Raw genomic sequence first — 24,488 nt, forward strand, 5'->3', positions numbered from 1 at the left:
GGTGACTGGTAGAGTCATTTTTTTGTAGGAATTTAAAAGGACCTCCTAGAATATGTCAGCAGGAGGTGGAATATGAACTTACAAGATTATATACAACGCATTAAATTATGGATTGATAAACAGTATTTTATTATTCGTCACTATAAAATTATTATTTCTATTTTTCTTGTAATTATAGTTGGCGTATTAATCGTTGGTGCTTTATATCCTCACGAAGAAGAACGTGTTCATGTACAACCTAAGCATGTTAATAGTGAGGAAAATAATCAGACCCGATTAAGTTCAAAAGAATCATCAGACGGAGTTTCACATAATAGACAGAAACATCATAACAGTGATGCTATAGAAACGAGAAAAGATGACGATCTAAAAACTAAAAGTGAGGGCCGTTTGTTATATGATGTGAGCAGCGTGGAACGCGGGCATCCTTGGAGAGAGGTTTTTAAAGATTTACCAGATAATGATGTACATGGTAGACATGAAGATACTAAGGATGTAGATGAAGTGGCTGATAGCATTAATGATATGCAAGGGTTTAATAATAGTAAGTACTCAGGCAGGGATACATATAAAGGACGGACTAATAGGTATAAAACCAGGAGAACACAGAATAAGAATAAACACACAGGGGATAAAACCATTAGTGATAGCAGTGATGATTTTACTAATAATCAAATTAATTCAAAGTCTCATAGTAGGTTAAATTCTTCGAGTATGGAACAGCCTGTTGAACTTGTTGGTATTGTTGAGGGCAATGAGATTATTGCTATTTTACGAAAAGGTACAGAGGAGCAAATGGTTACTGTTGGGATGGTTTGGCATGGCGTTACTGTCTCTAATATAAGTGCAAGTGGTGTAGAAATCGTTGAAGGAGGTTCATCACGGTGGTTAAAAATCAATTAGGTAAGGATTGCTTACGTAGTAGAGTGACCATAGTAAGAAAAAAACTATTCAAAGCTAGCATACTACTAAAAATAATTATAATAGTGGTTATGTTTCTATATGCATCATTAGGGGAATCTTCTATAGTATTAGCGAGTAATACAGGGCCAGCAGTAACTACTAATCTAGAAAGCGATAGGGACTCACTAGATAGAGAAATTAGTAATGGTAAATCAAATAATAATAATGACATAGAAAAGGATAACGTAATTAATGAAAAGGGCGAGCTGAGAAAATCAAAAGAATCAATTACGATATCCGTTCGTAATGCTTCTCTAAAAGAAACAGTATTAGGGATTTGTCGGAGTTATCGTATATCTGTTATGGGTGTAGAATCTTTAACAGGTAACATTACGGCTACTGTGCAAGGTGAAACACCAGAGGATCTTATAAAAGAATTAGGAAGGCTATATCATTTTTCCGTTTCAAAACAATATAATACGATTCTTATTGAGCCAGATGACAAAGCACTTGAAAATAGAGAATTATATGTTATAACACCGGAGCATTTGCCAGCAGAGTCTTTAAAAAATATAATGGGCACTGTTGTGAAACATGATAAAATGGCGGTACTTTCAGAACAAAATGAAGTGATTATGCATTTGACCAGTGGAGAGAAACGGCGTGTAGAAACACTGGTTAAAGCAATAGATAAGGAGCCTAAGCAAGTACAATTAGAAGCGACCGTCATTGCTATGGAACAATCTTATGCAAAGGAGCAAGGCATTCGGTGGTCGTGGCTTAGCTTGACAGGACATGGTGAAGATAAAACTAATTCTTACGGGGCCGTTACCTTTGGTAAAACACCCGGTGGTGAAGCCTATAAATTTTTTGTGAAACCCGAGTTGAGTCTTATGGAAAGTTCCGGTAAAGCCGCGCTAATTGCTAAGCCATCTATTATGGCCTTAAATGGTGAAACAGCACATATCTTGATCGGTGAACGTATCCCTGTTATAGAAGAGTCCGAAGTGAATGGCGAACGTAAGCGTTCTACACGTTATGAAGAGGTGGGGATTAAGTTAAACTACACGCCTATTATTACTGGGGATGGCGGTGTAGATGCAAAAATTCACGCTGAAGTAAGTACACCTATCATGGTATCCGAAATGAAAGCTTATAAAATTAGTACGCGGCAAGCACATACAAGAGTGCGGTTACAACCTGGAGAGGTACTCGTTATAGGTGGACTTATGGATAATCGCGATCAACATCAAATTCAAAAAGTACCTATTTTAGGAGATATTCCTTTACTAGGTAAATTATTCCGACATAGTAGAAAAACAAAAGATTCTATAGAGATGCTAATATTAGTTCGGGCAATTGTGGTATAATAAAGGGTAATGATTAGGAGGTTATGAATGGAACGCATTCGAATGATAGGCCTTGGAAAATCATTTGGGGTGCGCCAAGTATTTTCCAATGTGTCTTTTGAGATAAAAGAAGGTGAGCGACTAGCCTTGGTAGGACCTAATGGGGCTGGGAAATCCACCTTGTTAAAATGCATATTAGGCTATGAAGAATTAGATGAAGGCAATGTAGTTAAGTCTCCTGTAGCCAGTATTGGTTACTTACAACAAGATGTAAATCTAGGAGATGATAGTTTAGCTACAGAAATTGAAAAAGCTTGGGCCGATGTCCATGTATTAGAGGAGCAACTAAAAGAACTTACCACGCGTTTGGAGTCTGAAGAAGCTAGTGAATCGGATCTGCAGCGATTGGATTATTTGCAAAATCGTTTAGAATGGCTAGGTGGCTATGATTATGAGCAAAAGACTAAACGTATCATTTATGGACTTGGTTTTACCGATGAGGATTTAGATAAGCCAGCTAGTGCTTTTTCTGGTGGTCAAAAGACTCGCATTAATTTAGCTAAAGCCTTGGTACGCCGTCCAGACTTTTTGTTCTTAGACGAACCTACTAACCATTTAGATATGGACATGTTAGAGTGGCTAGAGGGTTATTTATCTGCCTATCCTGGCGGTATTCTCATTGTCAGCCATGACCGCTATTTCTTAGATCGTATTGTCACTGGTGTTGTAGAACTAGATAACCATAAGGCTACAACCTATCGTGGTAATTATAGCCGCTATATTCAACAACGGGATGAACGTTTGAAAGCAGATATGGTGGCTTATGAGAAACAACAGGAGTACATCAAGAAGACCGAGGCCTATATAGATAAATACCGTGCAGGTATAAAATCTAAAATGGCTCGTGGTCGGCAGTCTCAACTTAACCGTTTAGAACGACTTGATGCACCGGTAACCTCACATCATTTACAATTTTCTTTCCCTCCTGCAGCGATGAGTGCTGATAAGGTTCTTGTGTTAGATCATTTATCAGTAGGGTATGGTGAAAGTCCTATCATTGATGATATATCACTTGTAGTTCGACGAGGGGAATCAGTAGCTCTTATTGGTCCTAATGGAGCAGGCAAATCGACACTCGTAAAAACTATTGTAGGTGAATTATTTCCTGAGAATGGTCACGTAGATATCGGTAATCGCGTACAAGTGGGATACTTCTCACAAGAGCATGAAGAACTACATGATTCTTGGCAGGTAGTAGAAGAGGTTATGAATCACTTTAACTATACTGAAGAGAAGGCCCGTAATGTATTAGGTTCATTCCTATTTAAAGGGGATGATGTATTTAAGCTTGTAGGTGACTTATCTGGTGGTGAGAGAGCGCGTTTAGCATTATTAAAATTATTCCTTCAAGGTGATAATTTCCTTATCTTAGACGAACCGACGAACCATTTAGATATTCCAACGCGCGAAATTGTGGAACAAGCCTTGCAACAATTTGAAGGTACATGTTTTATTATTTCCCATGACAGATATTTCTTAGATCAAGTTTCTACAAAAACTATTGTTTTAGATGATGGAAAAATTACTGAATATCTTGGTAATTACTCGTACTATAAAGAAAAGCTGAAAGAACAAGAAGATTTATTAGCATTAGCTAATGAGCAGAACTCAGAGAGTGATAAAGTTGAAAATAAAGTTGTTTCACTTGATGAACCAGTACTTTCAACATCAGAACCGACAGAGGAACCTCAGAAGAAACCGAATGCATATATGGTGGAAAAACAATTAGCTGAGGTAGAATCTGAAATTGCTCGTTTAGAAGCAACTATGAAGATGTATGAAGTGCAATTGGCTAATCCTGTAGTACAGCAAGATTTAGATGAAATGTCCAAAATTTCCATACAAATTGAATCTACACAAAGTGAGTTAGATACATTGTATGAGAAATGGGAGCGATTATCTGAATAACTTATAATAGTATATATTATTATAGAGTTATTTTAATTGACAAAAAATTAAAAACTCTAATAATATAGATATAGATTTAAAGTTTTATGTTTCAAAGGAAGGGTGTAGCATGAATAAATCCATGTTAAAAAAAGCAGCCATTTTTGGTCTTGCTGGTGTAATGGCAGTTGCTGCTGGTTGTGGCAGTAATAAAGATGCAGGTAATGCAAATAGCAATGAGGCTAAAATTGCATTGTTAACAACAACAACTGGTGGTGCAGCAGCATATGGTGAGTCCATTAAAGCTGGTGCAGAATTGGCAGTAAGCGAAATTAACGCTGATGCAAATGCTGTAAAAATCAACTTATTAGTAGAAGATACTAAAGGTGATAAAAACGAAGCAATTAATGCAATGAATAAAGTAATTTCTAAGGATAAAGTTGTAGCTGTTATCGGCCCAATGTTATCTGGTGAAATGATGGCAGCTGGTCCTGTAGCAAACAAAAGCAAAATCGTAGCTCTTGGTACATCTACAACAGCTGAAGGTATTACAGATATCGGCGATTACATTTTCCGTAATGCTGTACCTGAATCCTTGGCAGTAGATACTGCAATTAAAGAAGCACATAAAACTTTAGGCTTCAAAACTGCAGCTATTATGTACTCCAACAACAATGATCAAATGGTATCTGTAAATAATACAGCTCGTAAAGCATTGGAATCTGAAGGCGTACAAATTGTTGATACTGAAACATTTGCAGATAAAGATACTGATTTCTCTGCACAATTAACTAAGATTCAACAAGCAAAACCTGATGTTATCGTAGTTGCTTCTCTTTACCAAGAAGGCGCATTGATCATGAAAAAAATGCGTGAAATGGGTATGAATCAACCTGTAATTGGTTCCAATGGCTTTAACAGCCCTGAATTCATTAAAATTGCAGGTGCTGCAGCTGATGGTGTTATCGTAGGTACACCTTGGTTCCCTAACAAAGACGATCAAAAGGTAAAAGACTTCCGTAAAGCTTACAAAGATAAATACGGTAAAGAACCAGACCAATTCGCAGCTCAAGCTTATGATGCAGTATACCTCTATGAAGCAGCTTTGAAAAAAGCAGGTTCTACTACAGATCGTGAAAAATTCCGCGAAGCTTTGAAAAATATTGCTGACTTCGTTGGTGTAACTGGTCAATTCAAGTTCAACGAAAAACGCGATCCTTCCATGGAAGTTCAAGTTTTACAAATTAAAAACGGTCAATTTGACGCATTAAAAAAATAAAAGTTGAGGTAATATAGTGTTTTTACAACAATTAGTTAACGGGTTAACCCTCGGTAGCTTATATGCTGTACTCGCTATTGGCTTAACACTTGTGTTTGGCGTTTTAAATATCATCAACATGGCACACGGAGGCATCTTTATGATAGGTGCCTTCGTTGGTCTTTTTATGGTAACTGTTTTTGACGTTAACATTTTTGTAGCCCTTATCGTAGCTATGGCTATCGGTGCTATCCTCGGTTATCTTTTAGAATTTGTGGCGCTTCGTCCACTCCGCAAGAAAAAGGTGTCTCACTTGGCACCACTTATTAGTACCATTGGTGTTTCTATTTTCCTTGAAAGTTTGGCATTATTGCTTTGGGGGCCTCAAACAAGATCTTTCCCACCAGATTATATTGGTGGCCTAATCGACTTTGGAGCTTTCAAAATTTCCATGGTACAAATTATTGGCTTAGGCGTTTCTGTTGTGTTAATGTTAATTCTTAATGTAGTTATTAAGAAAACTAAAATTGGTAAGGCTATCCGCGCTGTATCCATGAGCACTGAAACGGCAGCTTTGTTGGGTATTAATCCAACCATGATTATATCTGTTACTGTTATGATTGCATCTGCCTTAGGTGCTGCTGCAGGCGTATTAGTAGGTTTGTCCTTTAATGCTATTGAGCCTACAATGGGCGTTATCATCGGCTTTAAAGGCCTTGCAGTGCTTATCTTAGGTGGCCTTGGTAATATTACAGGCGCTATGGTTGGCGGCTTCATTTTAGGCGTAGCAGAAATCTTCTCTGTTGCCTATGGCGCATCTACATTCCGTGATGCTGTGGCCTTTGGCCTCATCATCCTATTATTATTCTGGCGCCCACAAGGCTTGTTTGGTTCTAAAGATAAAGGGGGGAGACCATAATGGATTTATTGAACCCGTATTATCTACAGATCGTGATGTTCTTCATCATCAATGCCATCATGGGTATCTCTATTTACTTTACACTTGCAAGTGGTCAGCTTTCTTTAGGGGCTGCTGGCTTTATGAGCGTTGGTGCATACGTAGGCGCTATCCTTTCTTTGAAGGCTGATTTGCCTATCGTTGTAGGCATTATCATTGGTGGCCTAGTTGCCAGTCTTGTAGCCGTTATTATCGGTTTACCAACAACACGTCTTCGCGGTTTATATCTTGCCATTGCTACTCTTGGTTTTGGCGAGGTGGTGCGTGTTATTTTCTTGAACTTGGATATTACTAATGGTGCATTAGGCCTTTCTGGTATTCCATCCATTCCTCAAGAATTAACAAACTTAGCCTATGAACTTGATATCGATGGTTTGATGGGTATTGATGCTGTTGCATGGGGCAACTTAATGGCTATCATTATCCTATTGGCAATCTTAGTATTGATTATTGCCTTCTGTGTACGCATTAATAATAGCCGCGTTGGTCGTGCCTTTGCAGCGATTAAGGCTGATGATCATGCAGCAGAATTAATGGGGATTAACGTTGTATACTACAAGATGATGGCCTTTATTATTGGTGCTTTCATCGCTGGTATTGGCGGTGGTTTGTATGCTCATATTACAAACTTTATCAATCCTACAGACTTTAGCTACCATAAGGTAGTACAAATCTTATTATTCCCTGTATTTGGTGGTTCTAATGTTGTATGGGGTTCCGTATTAGGCTCCTTTATTCTTACATTATTGCCAGAAGTATTGCGCTTCTTATCCGATTATCGGGACATCATCTACGGTGCATTGCTTGTTATCTTGATGGCAGTTCGCCCAGATGGTATTTTAACAGAATCTATGGTAGATAAAATTAGCCGTAAATTAGGCTTTAAAAAAGCTCCATATATTCCTGAATCACAAGTATTAACAGAACGTTTTGAAGCGTATAAACGTAAACAACAAGAAGAAAAACAAGGATAGGAGGGAACTGAATGCTATTAGAATTAAATGACGTAAGTAAAAGCTTTGGTGGCGTTGCAGCTCTCACCGGTATATCCTTTGGCGTAAAACAAGGCGAAGTATTTGGTGTTATTGGTCCAAACGGTGCTGGTAAGACTACACTCTTTAACTTGATTACAGGTGTATTCCCTGTAAGTTCTGGTGAAATCGTATTTGATGGTATGTCTGTTGTAGGCATTAAACCACATAGAACAGTTGAAATGGGTATAGCTCGTACATTCCAAAATATTCGTCTCTTTGGCAATATGACAGCTTTGGAAACCGTTTTAACAGGTATGCATTGCCGAACAGGTTCTGGTTTCATTGCTAGTTTCTTAAGAACTAAACGCCAACGCATTGAAGAAGAACGTTGTCGTGGCATTGCTTATGAGTTCTTAAAGCTAGTAGGTCTTGAAGAAGATGCTGAAGAGGTAGCTACATCTTTGCCATATGGTAAACAACGTCGCCTTGAAATTGCACGTGCTTTGGCAACGCATCCTCAATTAATTTTGCTCGATGAGCCAGCAGCAGGTATGAACGATAGTGAAACAGAAGCATTGCGCCAATTAATTGGTAAGATTCGCGATCTTGGTATTACTGTTGTCGTAATTGAACATGCTATGGAATTGATGATGAATATTTGTGACCGTTTGGTAGTATTCAACTTTGGTAAAAAGATTGCTGAAGGTACACCTCAAGAAATTCAAAACAATGAGGCTGTAATTGAAGCTTACTTAGGTAAAGAGGAGGCGTAATATGTTAAAGCTAGAAAACATCGTGGCTGGTTATGGACATATTACAGCCTTAAAAGATATTAGTTTAGAAGTGCCTCAAGGCTCTATTGTATCCTTGATTGGTGCCAATGGTGCCGGTAAATCTACAACTATGAAAACCATCATGGGGCTTGTAAAACCAACATCTGGTAAAGTATTATTTGAAGGCCAAGATATTACTGGCCAAAAAACACATCAAATTGTACATGGTGGTATTTCCTTAGTTCCTGAAGGTCGTCAAATTCTTCAAGATATGAGCGTTTATGAAAACCTAGAAATGGGTGCTTATATCCGTAACGATAATGAGATTGAAGCAGATATTAAAAAAGTATTTAAACGCTTCCCAATCCTTGACGAACGTAGTTACCAATTAGGTGGTACTCTATCTGGTGGTCAACAGCAAATGTTAGCTATTGGTCGTGCACTTATGGCACGTCCAAAGCTCTTACTATTGGATGAACCATCAATGGGTCTTGCACCATTAGTAGTAAATGAAATCTTTGAAACTATCAAAGAAATTAGTGCTGAAGGAACTACTGTTCTTTTGGTAGAACAAAATGTACGACAAGCATTGAAAATTGCTGATTACGCGTATGTATTGGAAACAGGTAAAATGGTATTATCTGGTCCAGCTGATGAAGTACGTCATGATCCTCGCGTTATGGAAGCATATTTAGGCGGTCGTGTTGAATAATTAATACCTTAAGTCAGTAGTACTTATCTAAAATTTTAAATAAGGTGTATATACTAGAAAGCTAGTATATACACCTTATTTTTTTGTTTCATCAATAAATTTGATGAGATTTTGATGATTTTGTGAAGCGATGGTGAATTGAGTTTATATATATTTAATTTATTTATCGAAAATAAATGAAAAAATCGGGTGAAATGTGAGTGAAGTGAGTAAAAAAATACCCATGAATAGATGGTGAAATCCTTATATTTACGGGATTCCTTCTTAAAGTTTTGATGAAGTTAGCTCAGAATGGTCTGCGTTTATGGAAGAAAATTTAAAATAATGATAAAATGACTTAACCGATTTTTTAGGATTAATAATCTTAGAAAATAAGTGATGTATTGAGTGGGTTGTATGTAAATCAAAGAGGTAAAGTATGAATAAAAAACAGTATATGATGATGGCAGCATTCTTATGTGCCACAACAACATCTATGGCTGCACCTGTTAATGTAACAACAGAACAGTCCTACAATGCTAAAGCATTACAAACAGAAGGTCATGTACCACTAGAAACGAGTGCATCTGTTGTGAGCTCAGATAAAGAGTATCGTCTACGTCAAGGGGATGAACTAACCATTCAAGTTGTACAACAAGCGGATCTTGGTACACGTAATGGGAACGACATTATGTACACTGTCCGTCCTGATGGATATGTATCATTCCCTATGGTGGGACCAGTAAAAGCAGATGGATTAACCGTCGATGAGTTTACGGCTCAATTACAGCAAGGTCTATCTCGTTACATTATTAATCCAGATATTACTGTAAATGTTACGAAACTTGGTGGTGTTCGTGTGTATGTATTCGGTGAGATTAATAAACCTGGTGCCTATACATTGACTAAGTCTAGTACCGTTATCGATGCTATTGGTGCTGCTGGTAGCTTTAACTGGGATACAGCTAAAAAGAAAATTTACTTGATTCATCAAGATAATCCTGAAAAACCAATTCCTATAAATTTAAATCGTATGTTACAAACTGGAGATATGTCCGAAAACTATATTATGCGTGAAGGGGATGTTCTTTACTTGACTAAAAATAGCCGCATCAACTTTGCTCGTGATATTGCTCCAATCTTGACCGGCGCATACATGGTATCTCGAATCGGCAAAAATTAAGGATAGGGTTTATCTCACATATAAGGGGGCGTTCTTTTGCGTTCATATTTATTACCAGCCATACTGTTTATTGCCGATATTGCGACGATTGTTGTTGTTGCATTTATCAGTTTATTTATTAGATTTGACGGTTATATAGAACCTCGATATATTGATCAAATGGTAGATGCATTGCCATTATTATTAGTTTCATATATGTTGATGTTCTTGGTTATGCACCTATATACGCGCATATGGCGTTATGCAGGGATGAGAGAGGTTTTAGCTGTTTTTGTAGCTACAACTATTGGTACAGCAATCTTTTATTCCTCCATGTTTGCTTTTGGCAAATCTTTACCACGTTCTATCTATTTTATTACATGGTTTTTAACTACCGGTACCGTTGGTATGGGACGTATGTTACTTCATTATGTGGCACTTCATTATAGTAATGGGGACGATGGTGAAAGTGGCCAAGTAAATACACTCATTATAGGTGCTGGTGATGCCGGTGCAACGATAGCTCGTGAAATCGAACGTTATCATAAGCGGTCTCGAAGAATCATTGGGTTTGTTGATGATGATATGTTTAAACATAACCGTCTTATGAATGGCTTTAGAATTTTAGGGAATCGTGAAGATATTCCAATGCTTGTAGCAAGATATAAGGTTGAAGAAATTATCATTGCCATGCCATCTGTAAAGCGCGATGTCATTCGTGAGATTATGGAAATCTGCTCTCCTCTTAAATGTAAGATTAATACATTGCCGGGGATGTACCAGTTACTAGATGACGAAGTCCTTGTATCCCATCTTCATCCTGTTTCTATCGAGGACTTATTAGAGCGTGATGAAATTCATCTCGATACATCTAAGGTGGAACCATATCTTAAGGATAAAGTAGTTCTTGTTACTGGTGCAGGTGGTTCTATTGGTTCTGAAATCTGTCGTCAAGTACTGCGGGTAAAACCTAAAAAACTATTGTTACTAGGACATGGTGAAAATAGTATTTATCTTATTCACCAAGAGTTGCGATCCATTGTACCTGAAGGGACTTTGGTTCCCATTATTGCTGATATTCGAGATAAAAATCAGTTAGACCAAATTTTTACTGACTATGAACCAGATGTAGTATTCCATGCTGCAGCTCATAAACATGTACCACTTATGGAAATCCAACCAATTGCAGCGGTGCTAAATAATATTTATGGTACTCGTAATGTAGCAGATGTAGCAGGGGCACATGGTGTTGAACGTTTTGTTATGATTTCCACAGACAAGGCGGTAAATCCAACAAGTGTCATGGGTGCTACGAAGCGAGTGGCAGAAAAGGTTGTACTTGGTATGAATCATAAGTACGATACAAAGTTTATTACCGTTCGCTTTGGTAATGTTCTTGGTAGTCGAGGTTCTGTTATTCCATTATTCCGTAAACAAATTGAAGCTGGCGGCCCTGTAACTGTTACAGATCCCGAAATGACTCGTTACTTTATGACTATTCCAGAAGCAAGCCAACTTGTTTTACAAGCTGGTGCTATGGGGAATGGTGGTGAAGTGTTCTTATTAGATATGGGTGAACCAGTGAAAATTGTTGATTTAGCAAAGAATATGATTCGTCTTTCTGGATATGAGCCTGATAAAGATATTCGTATTGAATTTACTGGCTTACGTCCAGGTGAAAAGCTATATGAAGAATTATTAACTGCTGAAGAAGGCACTAACACAACTACACATAAGAAGATTTTTGAAGCTGCATTAGAAGATGTAGACCAAGAATGGTTAAGTGGTGAAATCGAGCGCTTTGAAACGTGTAAATCTGATTTGGATGTAATCAATGTATTACAAGATATCGTCCCAACATATCATCCAAATCATAATGTATAACAATTTAATTATAATCATTTATTCAAAACTGTAATCTACGTGAGAGGGAGATATACAGTACATATTCCTAAAAGGGAGAGACCCTGTTGTTTGTAAACTTTCACAGAAAGGGGTATATGGGTGGAACAAATTATTGATTTAAAAGAGGTCGGTAGAGTCCTCGTTAAACGGCGCCGTAAAATTATCAATGTAACGGTTGCTTGTATTGTATTAGGTGGTGCATATAACCTGTTAGCACCATCTACCTATCAATCTACATCTATGTTGCGCATTAAACAATCTCAAGGTTTAAGTAACTCTGTATTATCAAGTGCTAATGGTTATTCTGATTCTATGGCACGTCAATTGATGAATACAGATGCAGAAATTTTAAAGAGTCGTAATGTTGTAGAACCTGTTATTTCCGCTATTGAAGATCCAGAGGGAACAGGTAAAGCACCTACATACGAAGAGTTTGTTAAAACGCGTATCGAAACAAAACCATATAAAGAAACTGAATTATTACAAGTTAGTGTAACTGGTAAAAGTCCAGAACAAGCACAAGAGGCTAATCAATTATTAATTGATACATTCTTAAAGCGCTTAGCAGACATTTCACATGTTGAGCAACGGACGACACGTGAGTTCTTGCAAAAACGCGTAGTAACTGCAAAAGAAGAATTGGAGCAAGCAGAAAAGAAATTGCAACAATTCCAAGTGGATAATAAGGTTTACTCCACCGCAGATCAAATGAAGGGATTAACGGATAAGATTACCCTTATCGATCGTGAGAAAGCTCAAAATCAACTTGATTTAGAAACAGCGCAAGCAGCGTTGGGCAGTATTAATGAGCAATTAGGTTCTGCTGGTAAAAGTATTGCTGATAGTGCTACTGTTCAGGCTTATAAAGGTCAACTAGCCGATTTAGAATCTCGTAGGGCTTCCTATGTTGGCAAATATACTGATGAGCATCCTGCGATGAAAGAACTTAACCAACAAATTGAAGAAGCAAAAAGCGGCTTAAATGCTGAGATTAATGCTATTGCAACCCAACAAGCACCATCTAGCAATTCTGCTCAACAAGGTTTGTTGGCCGATAAATTCAGAAATGAAGCGGCTTTAGCCGTAGCACAAGGTAAAGAGTCTACATTGGCTGAACTTGATAAAGAAAACGAAGAGGCTATGAAAAACCTACCAGAAAAAGAACGTGGTTATATTCAAGCCAAACGTGATGTAGATGTAGCACAAGATATTTACGAAATGCTATCAAAACGCTTAGAAGAAGCCAAGGTAGCAGAAGTAATGGTGCCAAATGAAGTGCAAATCGTAGATGCTCCTACATTGCCAGAAAAAGCTATTGCTCCTCGTAAAGTACTTATTTTATTAGGCTCTGCAATTTTAGGAATTATTCTTGGTTGCCTTTACACATTGGGTCAGTTCTTCTGTAATCGCAAGGTTCAATCCGTACAAGAAATCAATGAGATTCTTGGTATTGAAAACTTAGGTGTCATTCCAAATCATGAAGAAAAGGAATATGAAGAACCTAGTAATCGTATCGTAGCATTGTGGCGCAAAGTGAGAGGTTAATATGATAAGACTAATTTCTAATGAACGTGGTGATACACTGCTAGTAGAGGCATATCGTACATTGCGCAGCAATTTACAATACGTATGCAATCAACATAAAAGTAAGATAATTTGTATTACAGCTGCTACTAGTGGAGAAGGTACCTCTGAGGTGGCGGCCAATACGGCAATAGCTCTATCAAAGAATAATAATAAAGTTCTTTTAGTAGATGGTAATTTACGTAATCCAGTACAGCATGTAGCATTCAATGTACAAAATAAAGGTCTTACAAATGCAGTTATCATGGATGAAGATTTGACGATTCATCGTAATATAATTCCTCATTTGGATGTGCTTACTGCGGGCGAGATAGTTGAGCATCCTTCTGAAGTAGTAGATTCTAGTAAGTTATCTACAATTTGGGAATATATTCGCGATGAATACGATGTGGTTATCATTGATACACCGTCTGTATTAGATGTTACGGATGCTATTGTATTAGCGGAAAAATCCGATGGCGTTATGCTTGTTGTTAAAAATGAAGTAGCTAGTCCTAAAGATCTAATAGAAGCAAAAAAACGACTGACTCAGGTTGGTATTCCTCTACTAGGATCCATCGTAATTGATGCGTAATAGTAATTAATATAAATTTGATTTGATAAATCAAGCGTATCCATAAGGTACAGAAAGTCATGAGGTGATTGTATATGAAAATTAATTTTTCCCCTCCCGATATTACAGAGTTAGAAATCAATGAAGTTGTAGAAGCCTTAAAAAGTGGTTGGATTACAACTGGTCCGCGCACAAAAGAATTAGAGAAAAAGATTGCGGTACAGTTAGGTACACCTAAAGCTGTTTGTTTAAACTCTGCTACCGCGGCGCTTGAGATGTCTCTTCGTGTATTAGGTATTGGCCCCGGCGATGAAGTAATTACTAGTGCTTATTCCTATACAGCTAGTGCAAGTCCTGTTGTTCATGTGGGAGCTACACTAGTTCTTGTTGATACCCAAAAAGATTCATTTGAAATGGATTACGATGCAGTGGCTCGTGCTATTACGCCAAAAACAAAAGCTATTATCCCCGTAGATATTGCTGGTGTCCCTTGTGACTACGATCGTTTGCGTTCCATTGTAGAAGAAAAGAAATCTCTCTTTACACCATCTAATGATATTCAAAAAGCATTGGCACATATTCCTATTGTAGCGGACTGTGCACATTCCTTTGGGGCCTCATATAAAGGTACACCAACAGGTAATGTAGCTGATTTCAGCAGTTTTTCCTTCCATGCAGTAAAGAATTTTACAACTGCTGAAGGTGGCTGTGCTACATGGAGACACATAGATGGTATTGATGATGAAGCTATTTATAAGCAATTCCAATTGTTATCTTTGCATGGTCAAGATAAGGATGCTCTTGCTAAAACAAAAGCAGGCGCTTGGGAATATGATATTAAAGGTACCTATTATAAATGTAATATGACTGATATTATGGCAGCTATTGGGCTCGCTCAATTTGAACGGTACCCAAAACTGTTAGCACGTCGTAAAGAAATCATCGGTGCTTATGATGCGGCGTTTAAGGATTTACCGGTTACATTATTACATCACTATACGGATGATCATCAAAGCAGTGGACATTTATATTTAGTACGACTAGATGGTCGAGATGCTGAATATCGCAACAAGGTAATTGAAGCTATGGCTGAAGCTGGCATTGCAACGAATGTACATTACAAACCAATTCCGATGCATACGGCTTACAAGAATTTAGGATTCACTATTGATGATTATCCAAATGCTTATAATCAGTTTAAAAATGAAATCACATTACCTCTTCATACATTGCTAACAGATGAAGAAGTTAAATATATCATTGAAACATTTAAAAGGATTATTACCGAATGCTAGTAAAAAACTTTCACGATCTCCCAAAAGAGCTGCAGTGTGAAGCTGTACGTCCTTATTTTGAATTGTTAAATCAAAAGCGTGGGAGCCTTTTATGTAAAAGTATTTTTGACCGCCTTATGGCCGCAGGAATGCTCATTATATTGAGCCCTGTATTCCTTGTGTTAGCCATTATGATTAAACGGGATAGCGAAGGAGAGGTTTTCTTTCGTCAAACACGGGTTACACAGTATGGCCGTACCTTTGGCATCTATAAATTCCGCACAATGGTAAAAAATGCAGAATCATTAGGTGCTCAAGTGACATCACAAAATGATATGCGCGTTACTAAGGTCGGAAATATGCTTCGTAGTTGTCGTCTTGATGAATTGCCTCAGCTTATCAATATTCTTTTAGGCGATATGAGCTTTGTCGGCACAAGACCAGAAGTGCCTCGCTATGTGGCGGCTTATACCGATGAAATGAAGGCAACCCTATTATTGCCAGCTGGTGTAACTAGTGTGGCAAGCATTGCTTATAAAGATGAAGATCAACTTTTACAAAATGCTCAAAATGTTGATGAAGTCTATATTAATGAGGTATTACCAGGCAAGATGGCTTGGAATTTAAAGAGTATTAAAGAATTTTCTTTTCTACAAGATATTAAAACGATGGTTGATACAGTATTAGCTGTATTACGTTGAAAGAGGTCCCTATGAGTACATCTATGACAAAGGAAATACAAGAAAAAGAGCTTACTATGTTGCTGTACTTTAAAGAGTTTTGTGACAAACATAATTTGCGCTTTTATCTCTGTGGCGGTGGCCTCATTGGGGCGATACGTCATAATGGCTTTATCCCTTGGGATGACGATTTAGATTTATTTATGCCCCGTCCAGATTACGAAAAATTAGCTGAATTATGGCCTAAGTATGCAGATACAGAACGGTATACATATTGTCGAACTGATCGAAATCATATTTATCATGATGCAGGTGCTTCTATTCGAGATAACAACACGACATTTATTAATCGTCATAGTATGCACGAAGATATTTGTCACGGTTTAGCTCTTGAAATCATGCCTATTGATGGATGTGCACCAGGAAAAATTAGTCGTACACTGCAATTGATGTGGGCCATGACCTTTGCACTTTTTAATGCTCAACGATTGCCTGATAATAAAGGACCGATGTATCGTGCATTAGCAGGATGTATTTACAAGGTATTTTCTAGTCAGTCGTTACGTTATCATATTTGGCGTTTTGCGGAAAAGCAAATGACTAAATACGATTTCAATACGAGTAAGGAGTGTACTGAATTAATTGGTAGTTTGAAGGGTATGAAGCTGCGTCATCCTCGAGAAGACTTCGAATCTGTTGTATATAAGGATTTTGAAGGTCATCAAATACCAGTTATGAAAGGGTATGAAAGATATTTACGTCTCATTTGGGGCGATTATATGCAACTACCACCAGTAGAACAGCGCGTAGCTAAACATGATGCTGTATTTGCTGATTTGCATACACCTTACAAGGAGTATAGAGGCATACATTATGCCAAAAACGAAGCTTAACCTTAAGGAGGGCCTATGAAACGAATAGCAGTAATCTTTGCGGGTGGCGTAGGTGCTCGTATGAATAACAGCAAGACGCCAAAACAGTTTCTTGAATGGAACGGTAGACCTATTTTGATTCAAACTTTAGATGTATTTGAAGAAACGGACTTAATTGATGGCATTGTTCTAGCCTGCAAAGCAGAGTGGATTGATCACACCAAGAACCTCATCAAAGAGGCTGGGTTACAAAAGGTTCTATCCATTGTTCCAGGTGGAGAAAGTGCTTTAGATTCTCAATATAATGGATTGGCAGAAGCGAAGTGTTTATTTCCTAATGAAGATGTTACTGTATTGATTCACGATGGTGTTAGACCGCTTGTAGATAAGGAAACAATAGAGAGAAATATCGAATCTGTAGAAACAAAGGGGTCTGCTATCACTGTTACACCTGCTATTGAAACCGTTATGGTTACGGATAATGGTTCTATCAATCGTATTTTAAATCGCAGTGAATGTCTTATGGCAAAAGCACCTCAAAGCTTTAAACTAGACGATATTCTATCGGTTCATGATCGAGCAAAAGTAGAAGGTATCCATGATTTTATCGATTCTGCGTCCATGATGATGCATTATGGTTACACATTGTATCCAGTATTAGGGGAGACAGAAAATATAAAAATTACGACACCATCTGATTATTATATGTTCACAGGTATTATAAAGAACCGTGAATTAGGAGGATTACAAGATGAGTAATTCCGTTATTAAACGCGAGTTAGCAGCTTTACTACAAGATAAAGAGCACTTTGATTTCCTCCGCCATCAGCGTATTCTCGTGACAGGCGCGACGGGACTCATTGGCTCTATGTTTATAAAACTGCTTATACTTGCCAATGAGACATATAATCTGGATATAAAGGTAATAGGCCATGTTCGTAGTCATGACAAAGCACAGGCTATTCTAGGTGATTATTTAGATAATGATTCTATTACACTTATCGATGGTTCTTTAGAATCTATTGATGTGCCTTGTGACTATATTTTACATGGTGCAGCACCAACACAATCTAAGTTCTTTATGGAGCATCCTGTAGAAACGATTCGTACTTCGATTCATGGTACGGAAGCTATGCTTGAACTAGGCCGTCATAAAACGGTAAAGAAACTTGTATACCTATCGAGCATGGAACAGTATGGTGTTCCTTATGAATCGGGACAGGTGATGACTGAAGAGCGATTAGGATATTTAGATCACTTAAATGTGCGTAGCTCTTATTCTGAAAGTAAAAGATTATGTGAGTGTTATTGTAAATCGTATGCCGTAGAATTTGGCGTTCCAGCTGTTATAGCTAGATTGGCTCAAACTTTTGGACCTGGTGTTCCTGTTTCAGATAATCGCGTATTTATGCAATTCACTAAGAGTGCTCTAAAAAATGAAAATATTGTACTTCATACAAAGGGTGATTCTATGTCTAATTATTGCTATATTACTGATGCATTAACGGGCATTTTAACCCTTATGAAGGATGGAGAAGCTGGTGAAGCATACAATGTCTGTCATGATGAGGAAACTCGCTCCATAGCTAGCATTGCTCATTTAGTAGCGACCCATGTAAGTCATGATAAGAGTGAAGTCATTTTTGATATTCCAGAAGATGTACAAGGCTTAGGCTATGCGCCGACAGTGCACATGTTCTTAAGTTCAAAAAAATTAAAGTCCTTAGGATGGCAGCCTAAGGTAACAATGGCGCAGGCTTATGTAAGACTTGCAGAATATATCCAAGAGGAAAGCCTATGAAAAAGGAAATAATCATTGTTACTATCTCCCTTGGTAATGATGGAGCTGAACGAATTTTAACAGAGTTAGCTCGTCAATGGGTGCATGATGGTCATCATATTACGGTCATCCAAACTAGTCCCAATTGTTATGGTAATGAATATGCCTTAGAAAATGGGATAGAGCAAATTGAAATTCATACCACAAGTTCTAATAAAGTGATTCGCTTTATGCAGGAAATAAAAGAGCTAATTAAGATTTTAAAGACTAGACCGAATGCTACATGTTTATCATTCTTGTCTGCATCTAGCTTTATATTGGCTATTAGTTCCTGGTTTGTAAAGAATCGCATTGTCTTTTCAGAACGAAATAATCCGCGTAAGGTACCTATCGGTTGGCATCAACAAGCGCTGCGTAATTTTGCTTTTCGCTTTGCTGATGCCTTAGTATTCCAAACGGAAGATGCACGTTCATATTTTCCTGAATCTGTACAAAAGCGTGGTGTTATCATTCCGAATCCTATTAATGGTAAATTGCCACCACCAATTGAGGGAGAACGGGAAAAGACGATCGTTACAGCATGTCGCTTGCATCCGCAAAAGAATTTGCCTATGATGATCAATGCATTTAGTATGCTATCAGATGAGTTTCCAGAGTATAAACTCGTTATTTATGGGCAAGGCGTTTTAGAGGATGAACTACGAGCTCAAATAAAATCTCTTAATTTAGAGGATAGAATTTTATTGCCTGGCTTTGCTAGTAATATTTTAGAGAAGGTCGCACCTTGTTCTATGTATGTTTCATCATCTGATTTTGAAGGTATTTCAAACTCTATGCTTGAAGCGCTAGGCATGGGCTTGCCTACAGTTGTTACAGACTGTCCAGTAGGTGGGGCTCGTATGGTCATAACAAGTGGAGAGAATGGTATCTTGGTGCCTGTAGGAGATATACAGGCTATGTATGAAGCCATGCGTAGCGTTCTAAAAGATCCTGCACTAGCAGCTAAACTTTCACAAGAAGCCATTAAGGTGCGTGACAAATTCCCACTATGCAAAATTGCTAAACGTTGGTTAGATGTTTTATGAGTTGTAAGGAGGAGAACCATTGAAGTTAAATATTACGGCTATTGCTGACCGCATGATATGGTTCATAACTCTAATTTTTTTAGTGTTGTCGTTGACCATTTCCTTTGCCCTTGGCGATGCGAATTATGGTGCCTATGTATTATTTGTATGCCTATTTGGACTTATTATTTGTTATCTCATTCGAGAGCGGGGAGTTATTAAATTTAGGCTTACCTGGATGCATGGTTATATGCTCCTCTTCATTGGAGCCTGTTATCTGAGTACTATTAATGCTATAGAGCCATCTGTAGCACTCAGTCGAAGCTTTGATATCGTCAAAATATTCTTTATGCTTATCATTTTATACATGTGTTATCAAGATAAAACATCAGTGGACACATTATTAAAAATTGGTATGTGGACTGGTTATATAGTTTGTTTTTACACGGTATATTTCTATGGCTTAGATTACTTTATTATGGTTTTGTCATCTTCTGCACGAATTGCAAATGATGCATTAAATGCGAATACTGTAGGTTTATTAGGTGCCAATGCTATCGTTATGACATTGTATTACATGTTATACGATCGACCTCGTTGGTGGAATATTATAGCCTTACCTACATTGGGGATTCTAGCAGCTACTGGTAGTCGTAAAGCGTTAGTATTTGTTGTTGTTGGTACAGTATTACTATTTGTATTTAAAAGTTTACGTAGTGCCAATGTAGTAAATTCTATTGCTAAGATTATTGGCTCATTGTTAGCTCTTACTATCATTGGTATTGCAGTTCTACAATTACCTATGTTTTCAGAGGTTCTGGATCGTATGTCGAGTATGGTGGATGCTTTCTCCGGTACTGGTGGTGATTCATCTACCATTATTCGTTTAGCCTTGGTTGATATAGGGTGGGATTTATTTTATCAATCGCCCATCACTGGGGTGGGGGTAAATAATCCATCTGTACTTACCTATTTTTTATATGGTAAAGAGAATTATTATTTACATAATAATTATATTGAACTATTAGCAGGTACAGGGGTAATCGGCTTATTGGCGTATTACTCAATGTATATATACATTGCCTATAACTTAATTCGTTATCGGAACTTTCATAGTAATGAATATGTAATGGTACTGATTTTGTTCCTTTCTCAAATCGTTATGGATATGGGCATGGTTTCTTATGAAAGTAAGAGTACATATTTTTATATGATGATGTTTTATTTAGAGGTGCAATTGCTCCGGAAAGGACGTAAAAATGAAGCTCAGCAAGTTGTGTAAAGTTGGCATGTCCTTTTTAACAAAACCTTACTATCGCACGAGAGTATTGATCAAATTAGGTTATTATGACTCTTTAACTGATGAAGAGTTTTTAAAGAAGGTATTTCCTAAATACATGGGATATCCTTTAGATCTTGAGAACCCCAAAACTTTCAGCGAAAAGTTACAATGGCTAAAGGTTAATTACAGAGAGCCTATACAAACGGTCATGGTAGATAAGCATGAGGCTAAAGATTTTATAGCTCACCGTGTAGGTGATCAATATATAATTCCCACCCTTGCTGTTTGGGACTCCGTAGAGGATATTGACTTTGATGCGTTACCTAATCAATTTGTGTTGAAGTGTACACATGATAGTGGGGGCATCGTTATTTGTAAAGATAAGTCATCCCTTGATCGGGAAGCAGCCAAAGCTAAATTAAGAACATCCCTAAAACGGGACTATTCACGTATTGCTAGGGAGTGGCCTTATAAGGAGGTTCCTCGTCGGATTATCGCAGAGGAATACTTATCTGAATTAGGTAGCAATGAAATCTTAGATTATAAGATGTATTGTTTCCACGGTGAACCAAAGATGACTGTAGTTTGTTCCGAACGTTTTTCTAAAACTGGAACGCGCATGAACTTCTATGATATCGATTGGAAACCTATGGGAATTCATTTTGGTCATTATCCGCCATTGCCAACAGAGTTCCCGAGACCTGAAACATATGATGAGATGTTAAGACTTGCTACGGAACTTAGTAAAGACTGCCCGTTTTTACGTGTTGATTTCTATGAAATAAAGGGACGACTTTATATTGGAGAGTTAACGTTCTTCCCTGGTGCGGGATTAGAACAGTTTCGTCCTATATCAAAAGATTATGAATTGGGAGAGTGGTTACACCTTGAGACTGTACATCGGAGCTGATTTTGTCCCTACGGATATAAACAGAGAATTATTTGAAACTGGTAATGTAGAAGCTTTAGTTGGTAAAGAATTATTAGGACTCTTTAAGCAATCTGATTTAAATGTGTTTAATCTAGAGGTTCCCTTAACTGATGCATCTACACCGATTGATAAATTTGGTAATAATTTAAAGTCTCCTACGAAAACAATATACGGTTATAAGGCTTTAGAACCTATATTTTTAACATTGTCTAATAATCACTCCTTAGATCATGGTGTAGAAGGATTAACTACTACACTGGAGTTATTAAAAAAGCATGATATTAAAAATGCAGGTGCTGGTGCTAGTGTAAAAGCAGCTAAAAAGCCATTTATCTTTGAAAAAGAAGGTATACGTATAGGATTTTACCTATGTGCAGAACATGAGTTTACAGTTGCTTCTTGTCATACAATGGGGGCTAATCCATTTGATGTATTAGAGAGCTTCGATGATGTAGAAGCTTTAAAGAAAACTTGTGATTATGTTATCGTCCTATATCACGGTGGGAAGGAGTTTTATCGCTATCCATCGCCAATGTTACAAAGATATTGTAGAAAATTTGTTGATAAAGGGGCAGACCTTGTAATTTGCCAACATAGTCATTGTATAGGTTCTCGTGAGGACTATGGTAAGGGGACTATTATTTATGGCCAAGGTAACTTTATCTTTAACTCCGAATCCTATATACATCATAAGGAGTTTGTAAAAGATTCCTTATTGATCAGTGTGGAGGCTACAAAGGATACCTTTATTGTATCTGAAGTGCCAATTCGTGGTACCGAAAGAGGCACTCGTTTGGCTACTGAATCAGAAGCCCTTGAAACATTGACGGAATATAAAAAGCGAAGTGAAAATATTAGAGATGCTCATTTTGTAGCTCAAGCATATAAGGATTTTGCTGATACTCATGTAAAGCGATATTTGCGTGAATTTTTAGGTAGATCTTTTATTATCCGCGCAATAAATGGATTATTTGGACGAAAATTAATGCAACTTATTTTAGGAAAAACAAGTTATTTAGCAATTCAAAATTACTTGGAATGTGAAGCTCACCATGAATTATTCTTGCGGGGCATTAAGAATATCAATAAAAAATAATGGATACAAAAATAGTAGCTGCTGCTAAATGGTCTGTCATAACAGAGGTTTTAGCAAAGCTTATTACACCACTAACAAATATAATATTGGCCCATATGCTAGCACCTACGGCATTTGGGATATTGGCAACAATTATGATGGTTATATCCTTTGCAGAAATGCTAGCTGATGCGGGATTCCAAAAGTTTCTTGTACAGCATGAGTTTCAAAGTGATAAAGAGAAACAGGAGGCTACAGATGTAGCTTTTATTGCTAACTTAGTTCTTTCTCTACTCTTATGGGGAGCTATTATAGTCGGTCGTGATGAACTGGCTGTATTAGTTGGAAATGATGGATTAGGCATACCGTTGGCCATAATGGGGGCCATGATTCCGCTCTCTGCTTTCAGTAGTGTACAAATGGCCTTGTATAGACGGGACTTTAATTTTAAGTTTCTTCTTAACATTCGGCTCATCACAATTCTGACTCCTATATTGATATCCATACCTATGGCGCTCATGGGATATGACTATTGGTCTTTAATCGCTGGTATGTTAGGGGCTCAGTTATTTACGGCTTTGGCTTTATTGAAGAGTAGGAAAAATCAAATCCATCTCTTCTTTAGTTCTCGAGTCTTTATGAATATGTTTAGTTATAGTGCATGGTCATTGGCTGAAGCATTTTCTATTTGGCTTACCGCATGGGTGGATACCTTCATTATTAGTCGCTTTTTAGATGCCTATTATTTAGGGATATACAAAATGCCTATGGCTATTGTTACAACTGTTATGGCCATGGCTACTTCATCTTTAGCGCCTGTATTATTTGCCGCTTTAAGTCGAGTTCAACAGGATGAACAGGCATTCTCAAATACATTCTTTACCTTCCAACGCTATATGGCTCTTTTTTTAGTACCTATAGGGATAGGCTTGTTTGTATTCCAAGACTTTGTTGTTGATCTCTTATTGGGACCACAATGGAAGTTAGCAGGTATTGTATTGGGATCTTGGGCCTTGAGTTCCGCTATTATGACAGTAACAGCGAATTTGATTTCTGAAGTATTCCGTGCAAAAGGAGTTCCTAATTTATCATTCTGGACTCAAATATTACATTTAGTTGTATTAATACCAGTCATTTATATTTGTATTCAGTATGACTTTAGTACATTTGTCTATGCTCGCTCAATAGTACGCATGGAAATGTTAATGGTTGCCATGATTTTCTTAGCATTATTTATACATATGAGTGCTCTTCGGGTAATTACTAATATAGGTGTATATCTAATTACCGCATCTATTGTTGGTGCTCTTGCATATAGTATTTTACATTTATATGATGCGGTGTGGTGGACTATAGCTTGTATGATTTTATGCGTTGTATTGTATGTAGTTATCTTATATCTCATACCATCTGAGCGCACTATTATCACTTCTGGCGTTGATAAAGTATTAAGTAAAGTAAGACGCTCATAAT

The 24,488-nt window shown here is 37.5% G+C and carries 22 protein-coding genes; all 22 read left to right on the forward strand.

The features are described from left to right. The first annotated feature begins 72 nt into the window (after positions 1-72). Positions 73-903, forward strand: a complete 831-nt coding sequence (locus VRHSUH10_RS00315; RefSeq protein WP_105089000.1) for a hypothetical protein — start codon at positions 73-75, stop codon at positions 901-903. A 230-nt stretch (positions 904-1,133) separates the two neighbouring features. Further along, positions 1,134-2,273: a type II secretion system protein GspD gene (locus VRHSUH10_RS00320; protein WP_369819989.1), complete on the forward strand. Its 1,140-nt coding sequence runs from the start codon at positions 1,134-1,136 to the stop codon at positions 2,271-2,273. 27 nt (positions 2,274-2,300) lie between these two features. Continuing rightward, positions 2,301-4,220, forward strand: coding sequence for an ABC-F family ATP-binding cassette domain-containing protein (locus VRHSUH10_RS00325; RefSeq protein ID WP_105089001.1), 1,920 nt, complete (start codon positions 2,301-2,303; stop codon positions 4,218-4,220). Between the two features lie 109 nt (positions 4,221-4,329). Beyond that, the gene (locus tag VRHSUH10_RS00330) at positions 4,330-5,478 is read left to right on the forward strand and encodes an ABC transporter substrate-binding protein (protein ID WP_005387036.1); all 1,149 of its coding nucleotides are present in this window, start codon (positions 4,330-4,332) and stop codon (positions 5,476-5,478) included. A gap of 16 nt (positions 5,479-5,494) precedes the next feature. Further along, the gene (locus tag VRHSUH10_RS00335) at positions 5,495-6,376 is read left to right on the forward strand and encodes a branched-chain amino acid ABC transporter permease (protein ID WP_105089002.1); all 882 of its coding nucleotides are present in this window, start codon (positions 5,495-5,497) and stop codon (positions 6,374-6,376) included. Beyond that, on the forward strand, positions 6,376-7,389 hold the full coding sequence (locus VRHSUH10_RS00340) for a branched-chain amino acid ABC transporter permease (protein WP_005387032.1): 1,014 nt from the start codon (positions 6,376-6,378) through the stop codon (positions 7,387-7,389). Before VRHSUH10_RS00335 ends, VRHSUH10_RS00340 begins: the two co-directional genes overlap by 1 nt. 11 nt (positions 7,390-7,400) lie before the next feature. Continuing rightward, positions 7,401-8,162, forward strand: a complete 762-nt coding sequence (locus VRHSUH10_RS00345) for an ABC transporter ATP-binding protein (RefSeq protein WP_105089003.1) — start codon at positions 7,401-7,403, stop codon at positions 8,160-8,162. A 1-nt stretch (position 8,163) separates the two neighbouring features. Continuing rightward, the gene (locus VRHSUH10_RS00350; RefSeq protein WP_105089004.1) at positions 8,164-8,874 is read left to right on the forward strand and encodes an ABC transporter ATP-binding protein; all 711 of its coding nucleotides are present in this window, start codon (positions 8,164-8,166) and stop codon (positions 8,872-8,874) included. A 418-nt stretch (positions 8,875-9,292) separates the two neighbouring features. Next, positions 9,293-10,036 carry a polysaccharide biosynthesis/export family protein gene (locus VRHSUH10_RS00355; protein ID WP_105089005.1) on the forward strand — a complete coding sequence of 248 codons (744 nt, stop codon included), beginning with the start codon at positions 9,293-9,295 and terminating at the stop codon, positions 10,034-10,036. 36 nt (positions 10,037-10,072) lie between these two features. Continuing rightward, on the forward strand, positions 10,073-11,899 hold the full coding sequence (locus tag VRHSUH10_RS00360; protein WP_105089006.1) for a nucleoside-diphosphate sugar epimerase/dehydratase: 1,827 nt from the start codon (positions 10,073-10,075) through the stop codon (positions 11,897-11,899). A gap of 120 nt (positions 11,900-12,019) precedes the next feature. After that, positions 12,020-13,465 carry a GumC family protein gene (locus VRHSUH10_RS00365; protein ID WP_105089007.1) on the forward strand — a complete coding sequence of 482 codons (1,446 nt, stop codon included), beginning with the start codon at positions 12,020-12,022 and terminating at the stop codon, positions 13,463-13,465. Position 13,466: 1 nt separating this feature from the next. Continuing rightward, a complete protein-coding gene (locus VRHSUH10_RS00370; protein ID WP_105089008.1) occupies positions 13,467-14,078 on the forward strand; it encodes a CpsD/CapB family tyrosine-protein kinase in 612 nt (203 codons plus the stop codon). Positions 14,079-14,152: 74 nt separating this feature from the next. Continuing rightward, positions 14,153-15,352 carry a DegT/DnrJ/EryC1/StrS aminotransferase family protein gene (locus VRHSUH10_RS00375; RefSeq protein ID WP_105089009.1) on the forward strand — a complete coding sequence of 400 codons (1,200 nt, stop codon included), beginning with the start codon at positions 14,153-14,155 and terminating at the stop codon, positions 15,350-15,352. Beyond that, positions 15,346-16,032 carry a sugar transferase gene (locus VRHSUH10_RS00380; RefSeq protein WP_105089010.1) on the forward strand — a complete coding sequence of 229 codons (687 nt, stop codon included), beginning with the start codon at positions 15,346-15,348 and terminating at the stop codon, positions 16,030-16,032. The genes VRHSUH10_RS00375 and VRHSUH10_RS00380 overlap by 7 nt, the downstream gene beginning before the upstream one ends. 11 nt (positions 16,033-16,043) lie before the next feature. Beyond that, the gene (locus VRHSUH10_RS00385) at positions 16,044-16,904 is read left to right on the forward strand and encodes a phosphorylcholine transferase LicD (RefSeq protein ID WP_105089011.1); all 861 of its coding nucleotides are present in this window, start codon (positions 16,044-16,046) and stop codon (positions 16,902-16,904) included. Between the two features lie 15 nt (positions 16,905-16,919). Then, the gene (locus tag VRHSUH10_RS00390) at positions 16,920-17,642 is read left to right on the forward strand and encodes a 2-C-methyl-D-erythritol 4-phosphate cytidylyltransferase (protein ID WP_105089012.1); all 723 of its coding nucleotides are present in this window, start codon (positions 16,920-16,922) and stop codon (positions 17,640-17,642) included. Beyond that, complete coding sequence (locus VRHSUH10_RS00395) at positions 17,635-18,684, forward strand: NAD(P)-dependent oxidoreductase (RefSeq protein ID WP_105089013.1); 1,050 nt, start codon at positions 17,635-17,637, stop codon at positions 18,682-18,684. The genes VRHSUH10_RS00390 and VRHSUH10_RS00395 overlap by 8 nt, the downstream gene beginning before the upstream one ends. Further along, positions 18,681-19,748 (forward strand): glycosyltransferase, encoded by a 1,068-nt coding sequence (locus tag VRHSUH10_RS00400; RefSeq protein WP_105089014.1) that lies wholly within the window; start codon positions 18,681-18,683, stop codon positions 19,746-19,748. Before VRHSUH10_RS00395 ends, VRHSUH10_RS00400 begins: the two co-directional genes overlap by 4 nt. A 19-nt stretch (positions 19,749-19,767) precedes the next feature. Beyond that, a complete protein-coding gene (locus VRHSUH10_RS00405; RefSeq protein ID WP_105089015.1) occupies positions 19,768-21,009 on the forward strand; it encodes an O-antigen ligase in 1,242 nt (413 codons plus the stop codon). Beyond that, positions 20,987-21,919: an ATP-grasp fold amidoligase family protein gene (locus VRHSUH10_RS00410; protein WP_105089016.1), complete on the forward strand. Its 933-nt coding sequence runs from the start codon at positions 20,987-20,989 to the stop codon at positions 21,917-21,919. Before VRHSUH10_RS00405 ends, VRHSUH10_RS00410 begins: the two co-directional genes overlap by 23 nt. Next, a complete protein-coding gene (locus VRHSUH10_RS00415) occupies positions 21,897-23,036 on the forward strand; it encodes a CapA family protein (RefSeq protein ID WP_105089017.1) in 1,140 nt (379 codons plus the stop codon). The genes VRHSUH10_RS00410 and VRHSUH10_RS00415 overlap by 23 nt, the downstream gene beginning before the upstream one ends. Continuing rightward, positions 23,036-24,487 (forward strand): lipopolysaccharide biosynthesis protein, encoded by a 1,452-nt coding sequence (locus VRHSUH10_RS00420; RefSeq protein ID WP_105089018.1) that lies wholly within the window; start codon positions 23,036-23,038, stop codon positions 24,485-24,487. Before VRHSUH10_RS00415 ends, VRHSUH10_RS00420 begins: the two co-directional genes overlap by 1 nt. The last annotated feature ends 1 nt before the right edge of the window (position 24,488 follow it).

The sequence above is a fragment of the Veillonella sp. T11011-6 genome (assembly GCF_002959755.1).
Lineage (GTDB): Bacteria > Bacillota > Negativicutes > Veillonellales > Veillonellaceae > Veillonella.